Genomic DNA, 13,401 nt, shown 5'->3' with positions numbered 1-13,401 from the left:
AGGCTGGTCGCCTCTTTTGAAAAGACCACGCGATTTTGAACCCCACCTCATGCCATCTGCCTGGTTGCCGCCTGACGGGCGCGGATAACGGCCCAAACGCCGATGGCGACCATCGGAAGCGACAGCACCATGCCCATCGTCAGCCAGTTCGTGCCGAGCAGATAGCCGAGTTGCTCATCAGGCTGACGGAAGAATTCGACAAAAATACGCGAGAAAGCGTAGCCGATGACAAAAATACCGCTGACCGTGCCCGGTTTCTTCAACGCCAGCGCCCAGCGCGTGAGGGCAAAGAGGACAAGGAAGAGAATGATGCCTTCGATGCCGGCTTCATAAAGCTGGCTCGGGTGGCGCGGATCCGGGCCGGCGGGGCAGACGCCGTTATGGGCGGCGATCACATGCGGGCTGCAGAAAACCATCGCCCATGGGACGTCCGTGACGCGGCCCCAGAGCTCGCCGTTGATGAAGTTGGCGATGCGGCCGAAGAAGAGGCCGACCGGCGCGGCGGCCGCGACGATATCGAACAAGCTCCAGACGGGAATCTTGTTGCGTTTGGCGAACAAAAACATGGCTATGGTCGTGCCGATTAAACCGCCATGGAAGGACATGCCGCCCTTCCAGATCTGGACCGCGCGGATCGGATTGGCAATTACCTGATCGAGATCATAGAAGAGAATATAGCCGATACGGCCACCCAGGACGATGCCGAAGGCGACCCAGAGGATGAAGTCATCCAGGTGTTGGCGCGTCATCGGCGCGGTGTCGTTCAGCCAGAGCTTGCCGCTGTCGACCAGCCACCTTGCATAGAGCCATCCGAGCAGGATGCCCGCCACATAGGCGAGCCCGTACCAGTGGACCGGGACAGGGCCGAGGTTGATAGCAATCGGATCGATATCCGGAAAAGGCAAGATGGCGGCGAGATTGGCGGATGTCAGCAAGATCGTCAGGCCCGTTGCAGCATGTTCCCGAAAGCATCGTGCCATTTCGGAACGGGATCATGCTAAGTATTCAAATGTGCGCGGAACATGGCGTTCGCCACCGAAACGGTCAAGTCGTTTGTTGCCGCGTCCGTTATCCGGAGCTGCGTTGTCCCGTCCTATCTCAATTTGCTTGCATCAATCCCTTGGAAATCCTACCTCAGCACTATCTGGCCCGTATCGATGCCTGACCGTTGAGGGCCGACGGCCGCAAGGAGATTGCCATGAGCACTGGACCGAACCGAATCCTGGACGAATTCGCCAAGCTGATGACCGATGCCGCCGGTGCTGCCCAGGGCGTGCGCCGCGAGATAGAGACGGCCTTCAATGCCCAAGCGGAGCGTTGGCTGAACAGCATGGATATCGTCAAGCGCGAGGAATTCGAAGCCGTTCGCGAAATGGCGATCAAGGCGCGCGATGAGAACGAGGCGCTGCTCGCGAGAATCGACGCGCTGGAAGCCAAGCTCGCTTCCAAGGACAAATAAGCTCGATCTTCTGCCTGCGGGCCGGTGCGGCCCCGCTTGCCGCACCTTTTTCCTCTGAAAATTTCCGCCTGTTTTTCCACTTGTGGACATAGGCAAAAAAGCCAATCGCCAGAGTCGGTTATGACTCCCTTCTGAATAGGCGTCGGAAGAGCTTTCCACAGTGCCGTTTCCAAAATCGATGTTCAGGGGCTGGCATGCCGGGCATGCCGCTATACACTGATTTTAAATGATGATTCGAAACGGACTTGGTAAGCCCCGGGCATGGTGGAAGCGTTAGCCTGGCAGCCGTTCAACATCATCCCGAATGTGTTTCCGGAGTAAAACTGTTTGCGTTCTTTCAGTGTTGGGTCACGGGAAAACTGCAATCGTTCCGGTCAAGAAGGTGCTGCATGAGCCTTATGGAAATGGAAGTCGAACGACAATCGAATCCGGTCGATATGATCGAGTTCGTTGCTGCCAATAACGACTGGTCGTTTGAGCGGTCGGGCGAGGATGAAATCGCCATGACGGTCGAAGGGCGATGGACCGATTATCACGTCTCTTTCTCCTGGATGGAGGAGTTCGAGGCGCTGCACATTGCCTGCGCGTTCGATGTCAAGGTTCCGGACCCGCGCGTCAACGAGGTGATCAAGCTCCTGTCCTGCATCAACGGGCAGGTGCTGATGGGCCATTTCGATCTGTGGCGACAGGAAGATATCGTCATCTTCCGGCAGTCGCTGCTGCTGTCCGGCGGGGCCGAACCCACCAACCGGCAAGTGGAAGTGCTGCTTTCCAACGGGCTTGACACCTGCGAGGCATACTATCAGGCTTTCCAATTCGTGGTATGGTCCGGGCTTGACGCGAACCGCGCCATGGAAGCCGTGCTCTTTGAAACGGTGGGCGAAGCGTGACATGACAGGTCAACAATCCGCCAATGCATTCGTATCTTCCGGGCCGATCATGCTGATCGGCGCGGGGAATATGGGTGGCGCCCTGCTGACGGGATGGCTGAAGAACGGTGTGCCGGGATCGTCGGTCATCGTCGTCGATCCCAATCCGGCCGAAGCGATGCGGAAAATGATCGCGGATGCGGGTGCCAGCCATGTCACCGAAGCTCCCGCCGGCGTGACGGCCGGTGTTCTTTTCATCGCCGTCAAACCTCAGCTCATGGATGCGGTTCTGCCGCCGCTCAAATCCCTGATGGGCGAGGAGACCGTCGTCGTCTCCATTGCCGCCGGCAAGATGCTCTCCTCGCTTGAAAAGCACCTGGGAGAGGCGGCGATGGTGCGAGCCATGCCGAATACGCCCGCGATGGTCGGGCGCGGCGTGACGGGGGCTTTCGCGAATGCTGGAGTGAGCGATCGCCAGCGGCAATTGGTTCACAACCTGTTGAAAGTGTCCGGCCCGGTCGAATGGGTGCCTGGTGAGGCCGATATCGACTCGGTGACCGCGGTTTCGGGTAGCGGGCCGGCCTATGTTTTCTATCTCGTCGAATGCATGGCGGAGGCGGGCCGGAAGCTCGGCCTGCAGGCGGACCTCGCCATGCGGCTTGCACGGGAAACTGTCGCGGGGGCTGGTGAATTGTTGCACCAGTCTCCCGACGACGCTTCGCGCCTGCGCCAGAATGTGACATCTCCCGGCGGGACGACCGCTGCGGCGCTCGGCGTGCTGATGGCGGAAGATGGCATGCAGCCACTGTTCGATGCGGCGCTGGAAGCGGCACGCAAGCGGGCGCAGGAACTGGCCGGCTAGCAATTTCAGGAAAAATGTACGGCGGTTTTCCGTCCGGAATTGCGTGAGAGCAAAGAGATGGAACGGTTCAGCGGTTCCACGAAACGTTGAACCGTTCTAGGTTTTCGATAAAGGGCAAGGCATGGCGGAAGAGATCACCTATGGCGATTTCGAACGGGTGGATATCCGTGTCGGAACGATCATCGAAGCGGAGACCTTTCCGGAAGCGCGCAAGCCCGCCTACAAGCTACAAATCGATTTCGGGCCGGAGATCGGCATCAAGCGTTCCTCCGCGCAGATCACCGTGCATTATACGCCGGAAACCCTTGTCGGGCGGCAGGTGCTGGCCGTCGTCAATTTTCCGCCGCGCCAGATCGGGCCGGTGCGTTCCGAAGTGCTGACCCTTGGTTTCGAGGATGAGACGGGCGCGATCGTTCTTGCCGCGGTGACCCAGCCGGTGCCGAACGGCAAGAGGATGATGTGAGCGATCGCCCCTTTCGTGATCGCGGAGAAACAGGCTCAGTGAATATCCCTGGATAGGGGATCGGTCAGGCTGAAATCGAGAAATTCCGCCTCGAAGCCTTCCCGCTGCGGCGAACAGAAGGCCGGACCGACAGATATGTCCTCCAGCGTAGGATCGAACCAGGCGAGTCTTGCCATGCGCCATTCGCTCATCCGGTCGGTGCGATACTGGATGAAGAGGGCGTCTCCGTTGCGTGTGACCCGCACGGAGATGGCGCCGAAATCATGATCCAGCCGGAAAGCAGACCAGTCGGAATTGCCGTTGGTGACGACGACGCTGAAATGCTTGGCGCCGTCGGTATATTCGATCCCGCATTTCATCCAATGCCTGGCGTCGTGGCGGACCATCAGGCCCACCTGGTCGTAAAGCTCGCGATAGTGCCCGATGAAGGTTGCTTCGGCGGTGAAATCGCCGCGGCGAGGCATCCCGAGAAAATGGCCGTCGTCGCGATGGAAGCCGTAATAGGTTTCCTGCCAGAAATCGGTCTTGTTGCCGGAGCGGACGAACAATCGGCCCTGGTTCATTTCCCATGCCGGCGGCGCGTTCAGCCAGTGCATGCCATCAATATCGATCGACATGGGATGTCTCCCTCACGCAGGAATACGGATCGTGGCACGCAGGCCGCCGAGCGGGCTATCGCCGAGCGTGACGTTGCCACCATGGCTGCGGGCTATGTCCCGAGCGATGGCAAGGCCGAGGCCTGTGCCTGATTTGTCGAGGTTGCGCGCGGTATCCAGCCGGAAGAACGGCTTGAAGACATCGTCTCGCGCCTCGACAGGGATGCCGGGTCCGTCGTCATCGAAGACGATCGTCAGCCATTTGGCGCTGTGCCGGGCCTCGACGCGGAGGCTGTCGGCATAGCGGCGGGCGTTTGTGGCGAGATTGGCCACCAGCCGCGTAAAGGCATTGGGCCGGACAGAGATCTCATCGTCGCCATCGATCGAGAAGCTCATGGATTTACCATGCAGCGCGAAGTCCTGCCGGATCTTTTCAAGGATGTCGCTGAGCTTGAACTGGCCGACATCTTCCTCGGCTTCTCCACGTGCGAAGGCCATGTAACCCTCGAGCATGCTCTGCATGTCCTCGACATCCTCGCCGAGGCCGACAAGATCGGGATTGTCGCCGACAAGAGCGAGTTGCAGCTTGAAACGGGTGAGAACGGTGCGCAGGTCGTGGCTGACGCCGGAGAGCATCGCCGTGCGCTGCTCGATTTGCCGTTCGATGCGCTCGCGCATCAGGATGAAGGCAAGCCCGGCGCGGCGTATCTCGTCGGCGCCGCGGGGGGAATAGTTTTCCAGCCGCTGTCCCTTGCCGAAGCTTTCCGCGGCCTGAGCCAGCGCTAGGATCGGGCGGATCTGGCCACGCAGGAAAAGCACGGCGATGCCGATCAGCACCAGCGAGGTGCCGACCATCCAGAGAATGAAGATATGAGTATTGGAGGCATAGGTCTGGCTGCGCTTGGCGAAGACGCGCAGCACCTTGTCGGGCAGTTTGATGCGGATCTCGACCAGGCTGGAATTGCCGACGGTGTCGATCCAGAAGGGCAGGTTGATCTGATCGCGGATCTCATCGCTCAGAATGCCGTCGAGGATCGAAAAGAAGGGCTTCTCGCCGGGCCGCGGCAGCTCGCCGCCGGGCTCGATCGAAATGGCAAGGTCGAGCTTCTGACGCGCCATCTGGGTAACGGCCGAATAATCGGCATCCTGCGGATAGGTCTGGATTATGGTGATGATGGCGGCGATGTCGCGCGTGGTCGCCATCGACAGCCGTTGCGTCACCATCTGCCAGTGACGTTCCATGAAGACGACGGTCACGACAGCCTGCAGGATGATCATCGGCAGGATGAAGATCAGCAGCGAGCGGGCATAAAGGCCGGTCGGCAGAACATACCGGCGCAGCCAGCGTGTCAGCCACCGGAGCCCGTTAGAGGGGGTGTGGTCCTGGTCGCGCCTGATCGAATCGAAAGTCACCATCACCTGATCCCGCGGGCCGATCTCAGTCTATGCTAAGGCGGTAGCCTATGCCACGCACCGTCTGCAGCCAGATAGGGTTGGCCGGGTCGTCTTCAATCTTGCGACGCAGCCTGTTGATCTGCACGTCGATGGTCCGTTCGCCCACTTCGGCATCGCCGCCGATCAACTCGTGACGCGGGATCGTCTCGCCGGCGCGCTTCGCGAAGAGCAGCATGATTTCCTGTTCGCGGTCGGTCAGACGGATGAGCTCCGCCGCCTTCTTGAGTTCCTTGCGGGTCAGCGAAAACGTATAGGGCCCGAACATGACGAGCTCGATCTTCGGGGAGTCGGCGGGGGTATTGCGCCGAAGTATGTTGTTGATGCGCAGCACCAGTTCGCGCGGATCGAAGGGCTTCGGCAGATAGTCGTCCGCGCCGGCTTCGAGGCCCGCTATGCGGGAGTCGGCTTCGGCAAGCGCCGTCAGCATGATGATCGGAATGTTCTTGATGGCACGCAGGCTCGATGTCAGCGTGATCCCGGATTCGCCGGGCATCATCACATCCATGATGATGAGATCGAAATCGAGCCCTTCCAGTTTGCGGCGGGCCTCGGCACCGTCGGCGGCAGCCGTTACCCGGAATCCCTTCTCCATCAGGTAGCGGTTGAGGAGGGCGCGGATACGCGTATCGTCGTCCACGACCAGAAGATGTGCGGCATCATCCGAGATTGCTGTTTTTGTCGTCATTCGATCCGTCTCGATCCTGTCCTACCCATAGATTGAGATGACGCATTCCGCACCGGCCCCCTCGGTCTGAATTGCCATCACTTCTCGGTCTGCATTCCCCGCAGGAAATGTTTTACACTTTCGCGCGTCGCTTCCGATGCGCCTTCGAATGCCCGTTCAATGCGGCGCGATTGCGGCTCGGCCAGTGCCAGAGCCAGATCGCGGCCGGCCCGCGTGGGGTAAAGCTTGCGCTGCCGCCGATCCTCCGGACCGGCGACCTGCCGAATATAACCCGAATCGATCAATTGTTTGAGAACCCGCGCCAAACTCTGTTTGGTGATCTGCAATGTTTCCAGAAGGTCTGCAACGGTCATGCCGGGTTCGCGGTTAACGAAATGAACGACGCGATGATGAGCGCGCCCGAAGCCGCTCTTGACGAGAATCTGGTCTGGATCCGAAACGAAATCGCGGTAGGCGAAGAAAAGCAGCTCGATCACTTCGAAATCGATGCTTCCCGCATTCTGCAGCGGTGTTTCCAGCAACTCCGTCTTTGCCGCGTTCTGGCTCATCTGTCGTGGCACCCTGGCAGTTCCTTTCCAATTTTGGACCATCCGGGAAACTTACGTAAAAATATGTCAGCTTCGTTGACACATTTTTACGCCATCGACTGTTTTCATACAATTGCTGCACGGCTCAAACGGCGTTGCCGCATCCGAAAATTACGCGCGACCCCGTAAAACTCCAATATATCTCGTATTTTCCCCTTCCGCATCTCGTGGATAGAGCGCGGCGGAAACGATAATCAACCCCTGGTGTGACAGCGAAGGCAATCTTGGCAGGCCATGGCAGGAAGAGAGGCCGCATAAAAGATGTAATCGAATGACGCGGCATTCGATCCGGATCCGGCAAGCGCCAGCTGCGCCGATCTGTCCCGCGTCGTCCATCCCTAGATGCGGATGGGCGGTGGCCGGTGCCGGGCGACCCTGCGCTTGGATCCGCACAAGCCGGGCGGGTCACTCCGCCGGCCTGTGCGATTTGATGAATTTACGACTTGCGGCCGAGAACCGCGCCAACAATGGCGGAAAGCACGCCGCCGGCGACCAGTGAGGAAATGCCTTGCGCGACGAGGCCGGTAAGGGCTTCGCTGCCGATCAGATTAAGGATCAGACCGCCGCCAAGGCCACCAATGGCGCCGGCGATCGTTCTTGCGACAAGGTTTATCCCTTCCTGCTTCAAAACGGCGCTCGCGGCGTTGCCACCGATCGCACCGGCTATCAATTGCGTGATGATAGGCCCTAAACTTTCCATGACTACCCTTCTCCCATTGCTCCGGAAGACACTTCCGGATCCCCTCTCGTCGCATCCCGGATTGCTGCGGGGAGCGGCGATATCCTCAGTGGATATTAGGATTACATCAAGCAAGGATCGCTGCAAATAGAAGGGCAACCCAAACGGGAGAATTCCGCAATAATTTCAGGGGAAATCCGCGTTGTGGGCTTGCGGCCGATCGGCCGCATGCCAATTTCGCCATCTTGTTCGGCTCCGCAGACAAATTAGCGGTAGACGTAGACGATGCGGCGCGTACCCGGATCGACCAAGACCGGCTGGTTGTTCAGTTCGACGTAGCTATACTGATAATCCGGAATGCGGTGCACCTCCACGCTCTGCGGAACGGTGGCGCCGACGACCAGGTCGCCATTCAACTGGACCGTATCGATCGGATTGCCGTCGATGTAGGTTCGGACTTCCTCAGGCGGCGTGATCGCGACCACATTGCCGCCGCCCTGATCGACGGGGCCGAGCAACTGGTCGGTCGGACCAGGCTGCGCGGTCCGGACACTGCCGGTCTTGACGTGATCGCTCTGCTCGTAGGTGATGGTGGGAATGCCGAGATCATCGCGATGGTCCTGGACGACCACCGACGCGCCGTTCTGTTCGACGCTGAGATACTGGGCGTAGACCCAGCCTCGCATGCCGTTGACATCGACACGGCACCAGCGGCTGCCTTCGATGCAGCCATCCAGCGTCGCCTCGGATCCGCGCGTTGCGACGCCGACGGTCGGGAATTCGGCGCCTGGGCCGGAGCGAACTTCGATGTCGGTGGCCGTGGTTGCGGACATTTCAGCCTGGGCCAGGCCCGCGCTGCCGACAAGGATGACACCGGCCAGCAGCAAATTTCTCTTCAAGGACATTGGTTCTCTCCTTCTGGCCTCCAAAGACCTATCCTCAACGTTTCGGGTGCTTCAGTGTTCCGGCCGGCCTGCTTCGATCATGCTGTCGTTGAATGAGAGAGTGCGTTTAAGCCACGGAATTCATTATATTTATTCGCGAATTATCGAGGTGCCGGCTGGCTTTCGCGCCGCTTTGAAGCCGGCGGGGGCTGTTTTGCCCGAGGTTTGCGGCTATATCCCGCAACAGGACGATCAGACAGACGAGGCACTCCATGGGCATGCTCCAGGCCGGCATCATTCCGGTGACCCCTTTTGAACAGAATTGCACCATCCTGTTCGATCCGGAGACGAAGGAGGGTGTCGTGGTCGATCCGGGCGGCGATGTCGGCGTCATTCTGCAGACCGTGCGCGAGAACGGCATCGCGTTGAAGGCGATCTGGCTGACGCACGGCCATATCGATCACGCCGGCGGCGCCGACGAACTGCGCGAAGCGCTTGGGATCGAGGTGATCGGCCCGCATGAGGACGATCGCTTCCTGCTGGAGGATATCGAAGCCAAGGGCAAGATGTTCAACATCGGCGGCGTGCGCAATGTCGTGCCGGACCGTTTCCTGAAAGAGGGCGACAAGCTCTCTTTCGGCGAGCATGAATTCGAGGTTTTCCACTGCCCTGGCCATGCACCCGGCCATGTCATCTATTTCAACCGCAAGCAGGGCTTTGCCCATCTCGGCGACGTGCTGTTCAATGGCTCGATCGGGCGGACGGATTTGCCTGGCGGCAATCACCAGCAACTGCTGGAATCGATCCGCGACAAGGTATTTCCGCTTGGCGATGAGGTCGGCTTCATCTGCGGTCACGGGCCAGGCAGCCGGATCGGCGATGAGCGCCGCACCAATCCTTTCCTGCGCGGATTGTAAAAAAACGCCGCTTGGAAGCGGCGTTTTGGTTCCTCGTCATATGATGTTGTAGCCGCTCCGTAGAGCGGCTCAGCTTTAACCGCTCTATCTCTTTGTTTTCTCTCAATTCCGGACGGAAAACCGCTGCGCACTTTTCCTGGAATTGCTCCAATCAGTCGGCGGTGCAGAAGTGGCGCATGCCGTCATAGCCGACATAGGTGCCGGAGCGGCCGTCAAAGCTTCTGTAACGGTCGTAGCAATAGCGCATCCAGGTGGAAGACCACGGGCGCAGACCAGATGCCGGCTGCGCATAGTAGCTCACATCCCGCTCGACATAAACGCGGCGCGGCGGCGGACGATCATAGTAGGACGGGGGAGGCGCGTCGTAATCTGGGTCGACATAGGTCGGCGCCGGCTCGACATAGCGCGGCTGGCTGGCGATGGCGGAACCGACGATCAGGCCGGTAGCCAGCCCGGCGGCGCCGATCGCCCATCCATCGCGGTTGTGATGGCGCCAGTATTCATCAGCGGACGCGGCGCTCATGGAAGTTACCGTCAGTGCCGCGGCTACGGCGGACATGACGAGCGTTTTGCTGAGTATGGTCATTGGCCTATCCTCTAAAGGAAGCGGGATAACTGGTATTCCCGCTCTTTCATGGGAGGCAAACTATACGCGGCAAACTGAATGCAGACTGAATGACAAAACCCGGCATCGCTGCCGGGCCTCAACTCGAATTGATAGTCGTCAAGGCGTCTCAGCCGTCAATCTGCAGATTAACAGCCTTCGGTCCCTTGCCGCGACGATCCGGTTCCGTGTCGAAGCTTACCTTCTGGTTTTCCGACAATCCCGCCAGACCAGAAGCCTGAACTGCAGAAATATGTACAAAGATGTCCGCGCCACCCTTGTCCGGTTTGATGAAACCGAAGCCCTTATCGGTATTGAAAAACTTTACAGTGCCAGTCTCGGCCATGCCTCAGGTCCTTTTCTCCCTGCCCACCATCCACACGGGCAGCATTACGTCCTTACCCTCGCGGGCGCTTGCAGGCAGTTCTCGAATTTTGAAGGAAAAGGTCCCCGTAACTCGGCATGATCTCGATGCGATGTTTGCCACCCCGCTTCTCGATCAGGCAGACCGGAATATTAGCGTTTCCGGCGCGCAATTCTATTAGGACTTCCCATGCTCTAAAAATGCCCGAACACCGTTGAGAGTGCTGTGTTTATGGGAAATTGGCAAGCAAAAGTTTTCTAACGTGTCCGAGGAGGCACAATAGCGTAATGCGACTGTGTTATTGCGATTCGCGAATTTTCTCACTTTGAAACAAGTTTCTAAGGTTTTTCCATCGCTCGCGATATAGTTTTGGTGAAATTTTCCCAAATCAGCCGGTGTGAACGTCTATTTTCGATTGTTCGGAAAATTTTCGGCAAAGCTTGTCGAGCGCCGCCAAAAGCGCCCATTTCAGGGCTTTTTTTACGCTGCGGCGTGGCGACGGCGGGTCAACTCCGGTACGAGTTCGACCGCAAGCATCGCGGTAAACATCAGGGCACAACCGACATAGCCGAGCGGACCCATGGTTTCGCCCAGCAGCAAAGCACCGAGCGAAGCCCCGAACAATGCTTCCGAAGACAGGAAGATCGCAGCCTGGGGGGCGGTTGTGTAACGCTGGCCGATGATCTGCAGCGCGAAAGCCAGACCGGACGAAAAGATGCCCACATACAGGATTTCGCCAAGCGCTGCGCGGATAGCGGCGATGCTGATCGGCTCGATGGCGACTGCAACGGCCAGGGCGAGAACGGCGGTGACGGCAAATTGAGTTGCGGAAATACCAAGCGGCCGGCTGGTTTCATTGACGGCCGAGCCGGCAAGGGTAATTTGCGCCGCCCAGAAGAGCGCGCAGATGACCGTTAGGAAATCGCCTGATGTTAGGCGTGAGAGTGAGCCGCCCGACAGAAGATAGATGCCGCAAAGCGCCATCAGCGCTGCCGGCCAGATGATCCAATGCGGCGAGCGACGCAGGAAGATAACGGCAATCACCGGCACGAAGACCACGTATAGGCCGGTTATGAAGCTCGAATTCGTCACCGTCGTCGTCAAAAGCCCGATCTGTTGGGTCGCGGCGCCCCCGAAGAGGGCGATGCCGATCAGCAGAAAGACGAGCCAGTTGCTGCGCGTCAGCGGCTTTGCGGCCTTCTTGTTCTCCATCCAGACGAAAGGCAGGACGACCAGGGTGGCCACGGCAAATCGCAGGCCGATGAACCAGAAGGGTCCGATCGCCTTCATGGCTGTCGATTGCGCAACGAAACCGCCGCCCCAGATCGCGGCGGCAACCAACAACAACAAATTCGCCTGTATGCGAGACATCTGCATCCTGCGGAAGGGGAGGAAAGAGCGAGGCGACCGTTAGCAGCTGCTTTTGCGCCGGGCAAGGGCGAAGGGCATCAGAAGCGGAGCGCTTGGTACTAGCTTTTAGCCCGCGAAACCCTCAGGAGCGCGCCATCCTCTTCATCGGTCGTGATCAGCAGCGCGCCATCGGGTGCGACCGTGATATCGCGCAAGCGGCCGAACTTATCGTCGAACATGCGTTCCCGCTCGGTGATCTTGCTCTTGCCGTCCAGGCTCAGCCGCGACAGCAGCTCGAATTTCAGGGCCGTGACGAGGATATCGCCGTTCCATTCGGGAAACATCTTGCCGCGATAGACGGAGATGGCGCCGGGCGCGATCGAAGGGTCCCAATAGAAACGGGGTTGCTCCATGCCGGCCTTTGCGGTGCCGACGCCGATTTTCGTGCCTGAATAATTGACTCCATAGGAGATGACGGGCCAGCCGTAGTTCTTGCCGGCTTCGGGCGTGTTGATCTCATCGCCGCCTTTGGCGCCGTGTTCCGCCGTATAGAGCTTGTTCGTCTCGCTGTCGAAGGTGATGCCTTGCGGATTGCGATGACCTTTCGACCAGATTTCCGGCAGCGCACGCTTGCCGTCCTTGAACGGATTATCGGCTGGGATGCTTCCATCGGCCTCGATATGGATGATGGAGCCTGCATCGTCGTGAAAATCCTGGGCGCGATCCTGCTGGCCGCGGTCGCCGAGGCTGACGAAAAGACTTCTGTCGCGAGCGATCGCGATGCGCGAGCCGTATTGGAGATCTCCGCGCGACAGCTTGTTCATCAGGAAGATACGCTTCACGTCGGTCAGCTGTTTTTCGTCCTGCGACAATCGGGCACGAAAGACGGCGGTGCCGCTTCCGCCGTCGCCCGCCACCGCGGCGGTGAAATAGAGGGTGCGGTTGCTGGAGAATTTCGGATCGAGCGCCACGTCAAGGAGGCCGCCCTGACCGTGAGCATAGACTTCGGGGACGCCCGAGATCGGAGCGGAGATCTTGCCATCGCGGACAAGCCGAATACGGCCCGGGCGTTCGGTAATGAGATAAGCGCCATCGGGCAGCACTTCGACCGCCCAGGGATGTTCGAGCCCTGCCGCTATCGTTTCGACCTTGACGGTTATCTCTTGCGTCTTGATGGTTTGTGCCGGTTCGGCAAGCGCTGATGTTGCCGAGAGCAGGGCGCAGGCCATCAAAGCGATCGAAACTCCCGCTCTGTCAAATCTCGTTCTGTCAGGGCGCATCCGTCCCAACTCCCCGATATCCTCGTTTTCGCAAGGTGGGGCCGTTCAGCCGGCATTCAAGGCGGCCGCTGAACCGATAACGTCTTTGTGTTCTTGCTCTCGGGATGACAGGCCCTTCAGCTTTCTCGATCCGGCCGGCCGGCGAGGGGCTATTTCCGGTCGCGGGGCCTCCGATCCTCCTTGCGAGAGGCTGATATCGGGGAAGTATTTGTTCCGTATCGGAAATTTCCCCGCCCTTCCGAATCTGATTCAAGTGCTTCACGTATTGATTCAAGTTCGGACGGATCACCGGTATCCGCTTGTGGGCGATGCGGTTCGGGCAGAGGAGGCGCGTGGTCTCGTATCTC

The 13,401-nt window shown here is 59.2% G+C and carries 16 protein-coding genes; 5 read left to right on the top strand and 11 right to left on the bottom strand.

The genetic code is table 11. From position 1 onward, the window contains the following. Positions 1-47: 47 nt before the first annotated feature. A complete protein-coding gene (gene lgt, locus CCGE531_RS13140; protein ID WP_120666792.1) occupies positions 48-935 on the bottom strand; it encodes a prolipoprotein diacylglyceryl transferase in 888 nt (295 codons plus the stop codon). Positions 936-1,198: 263 nt separating this feature from the next. On the opposite strand from lgt, the gene CCGE531_RS13135 reads away from it, so the two are divergent. The 4 genes from CCGE531_RS13135 (at position 1,199) to CCGE531_RS13120 (ending at position 3,653) form a co-directional block, all read left to right on the top strand. Continuing rightward, the gene (locus CCGE531_RS13135; RefSeq protein ID WP_120664560.1) at positions 1,199-1,459 is read left to right on the top strand and encodes an accessory factor UbiK family protein; all 261 of its coding nucleotides are present in this window, start codon (positions 1,199-1,201) and stop codon (positions 1,457-1,459) included. Between the two features lie 389 nt (positions 1,460-1,848). Continuing rightward, entirely contained in the window at positions 1,849-2,349 is a 501-nt protein-coding gene (locus CCGE531_RS13130) for a YbjN domain-containing protein (protein ID WP_120664559.1), read from the top strand. A 1-nt stretch (position 2,350) separates the two neighbouring features. After that, on the top strand, positions 2,351-3,190 hold the full coding sequence (gene proC, locus CCGE531_RS13125) for a pyrroline-5-carboxylate reductase (RefSeq protein WP_120664558.1): 840 nt from the start codon (positions 2,351-2,353) through the stop codon (positions 3,188-3,190). A gap of 121 nt (positions 3,191-3,311) precedes the next feature. Continuing rightward, positions 3,312-3,653, top strand: coding sequence for a tRNA-binding protein (locus CCGE531_RS13120; RefSeq protein WP_120664557.1), 342 nt, complete (start codon positions 3,312-3,314; stop codon positions 3,651-3,653). Between the two features lie 35 nt (positions 3,654-3,688). Here the strand turns inward: CCGE531_RS13120 and CCGE531_RS13115 are convergent, their stop codons facing one another. From CCGE531_RS13115 to CCGE531_RS13090, 6 genes are all read right to left on the bottom strand, one after another. Beyond that, on the bottom strand, positions 3,689-4,270 hold the full coding sequence (locus tag CCGE531_RS13115) for a DUF1349 domain-containing protein (RefSeq protein ID WP_120664556.1): 582 nt from the start codon (positions 4,268-4,270) through the stop codon (positions 3,689-3,691). A gap of 12 nt (positions 4,271-4,282) precedes the next feature. After that, entirely contained in the window at positions 4,283-5,665 is a 1,383-nt protein-coding gene (locus CCGE531_RS13110; RefSeq protein ID WP_120664555.1) for an ATP-binding protein, read from the bottom strand. Between the two features lie 22 nt (positions 5,666-5,687). Further along, complete coding sequence (locus tag CCGE531_RS13105) at positions 5,688-6,389, bottom strand: response regulator (RefSeq protein ID WP_120664554.1); 702 nt, start codon at positions 6,387-6,389, stop codon at positions 5,688-5,690. A gap of 77 nt (positions 6,390-6,466) precedes the next feature. Continuing rightward, positions 6,467-6,937, bottom strand: coding sequence for a MarR family transcriptional regulator (locus CCGE531_RS13100; protein ID WP_205586442.1), 471 nt, complete (start codon positions 6,935-6,937; stop codon positions 6,467-6,469). A 475-nt stretch (positions 6,938-7,412) separates the two neighbouring features. Continuing rightward, entirely contained in the window at positions 7,413-7,676 is a 264-nt protein-coding gene (locus tag CCGE531_RS13095; protein WP_120664552.1) for a hypothetical protein, read from the bottom strand. Positions 7,677-7,921: 245 nt separating this feature from the next. Further along, on the bottom strand, positions 7,922-8,560 hold the full coding sequence (locus tag CCGE531_RS13090; protein ID WP_120664551.1) for a DUF1236 domain-containing protein: 639 nt from the start codon (positions 8,558-8,560) through the stop codon (positions 7,922-7,924). Positions 8,561-8,811: 251 nt separating this feature from the next. Here CCGE531_RS13090 and CCGE531_RS13085 point away from each other — a divergent pair, with 251 nt between their 5' ends. Continuing rightward, complete coding sequence (locus CCGE531_RS13085) at positions 8,812-9,456, top strand: MBL fold metallo-hydrolase (protein ID WP_120664550.1); 645 nt, start codon at positions 8,812-8,814, stop codon at positions 9,454-9,456. 151 nt (positions 9,457-9,607) lie between these two features. On the opposite strand, the gene CCGE531_RS13075 is transcribed toward CCGE531_RS13085, so the two are convergent. From CCGE531_RS13075 to CCGE531_RS13055, 4 genes are all read right to left on the bottom strand, one after another. Beyond that, the gene (locus tag CCGE531_RS13075; RefSeq protein ID WP_120664548.1) at positions 9,608-10,042 is read right to left on the bottom strand and encodes a BA14K family protein; all 435 of its coding nucleotides are present in this window, start codon (positions 10,040-10,042) and stop codon (positions 9,608-9,610) included. Positions 10,043-10,190: 148 nt separating this feature from the next. Beyond that, positions 10,191-10,406 carry a cold-shock protein gene (locus tag CCGE531_RS13070; protein WP_120664547.1) on the bottom strand — a complete coding sequence of 72 codons (216 nt, stop codon included), beginning with the start codon at positions 10,404-10,406 and terminating at the stop codon, positions 10,191-10,193. A 498-nt stretch (positions 10,407-10,904) separates the two neighbouring features. Next, on the bottom strand, positions 10,905-11,795 hold the full coding sequence (locus CCGE531_RS13060) for a DMT family transporter (RefSeq protein WP_120664545.1): 891 nt from the start codon (positions 11,793-11,795) through the stop codon (positions 10,905-10,907). A gap of 98 nt (positions 11,796-11,893) precedes the next feature. After that, positions 11,894-13,054: a PQQ-dependent sugar dehydrogenase gene (locus tag CCGE531_RS13055; RefSeq protein ID WP_120664544.1), complete on the bottom strand. Its 1,161-nt coding sequence runs from the start codon at positions 13,052-13,054 to the stop codon at positions 11,894-11,896. Positions 13,055-13,401: the final 347 nt, after the last annotated feature.

The sequence above is a fragment of the Rhizobium sp. CCGE531 genome, from assembly GCF_003627795.1.
Lineage (GTDB): Bacteria > Pseudomonadota > Alphaproteobacteria > Rhizobiales > Rhizobiaceae > Rhizobium.
Note: the sequence above shows the minus strand (reverse complement) of the source record. Positions and strands in the feature narration are given on the sequence as shown.